The following is a 550-nucleotide window of genomic DNA, read 5'->3' on the forward strand; positions in this document are numbered from 1 at the left end:
GGGAGGCAACCGCCACGACAGCAAAGGCTGCAGCTCGTCGCCGAAGGCGAAGGTCCAGCCATGCGGACCCGGTTCATGGAGCAGGGCCAGCCCGAGCAGCAGAAGCAGAGCCAGGCCGAGTGCCATGAGAACAAGGCCGGGCCGGCTTGCGCGCGGCAGGCGCACGGCCATCAAGGTCGGGGCTTCCGAGCCAAGCGCAAGGCGCGGCAGCAGCCAGAGCAGCAGCGGCGCACCGAGAAGTGCTGTGATCGCTCCGGTCGGCAGCAGGTCGCCTTGCGGCCCGGTGGCGATCTGCACGCCTTGATCGGCGGCCCACAGCAACGCGCCGCCGATCAGCGGCGCCATCACCAGTTGTTGGCCAAGCCGCCGGCCACCGCCGATGCGCGCGAGCGTCGCCGCGGCCAGGCCGACGAAGCCGATGACGCCGACAGCGGCAACGACAAACGCGATCAGCGCGACGGCGGCCGCCAGTCCGGCGAAGCGATAGGCGCCGAGCGGCACGCCAAGGCTGCGCGCGCCTTCATCGTCGAGGCCAAGCAGGGTCAGGGGC

At 71.5% G+C, this 550-nt stretch carries 1 protein-coding gene; it reads right to left on the reverse strand.

The features are described 5' to 3' along the window. On the reverse strand, positions 1-550 hold a 550-nt coding region (locus EN884_RS37990; protein ID WP_164895520.1), incomplete at both ends, for an iron chelate uptake ABC transporter family permease subunit.

The sequence above is a fragment of the Mesorhizobium sp. M7A.F.Ca.AU.001.01.1.1 genome (assembly GCF_004022735.1).
GTDB classification, from domain to species: domain Bacteria; phylum Pseudomonadota; class Alphaproteobacteria; order Rhizobiales; family Rhizobiaceae; genus Mesorhizobium; species Mesorhizobium ciceri.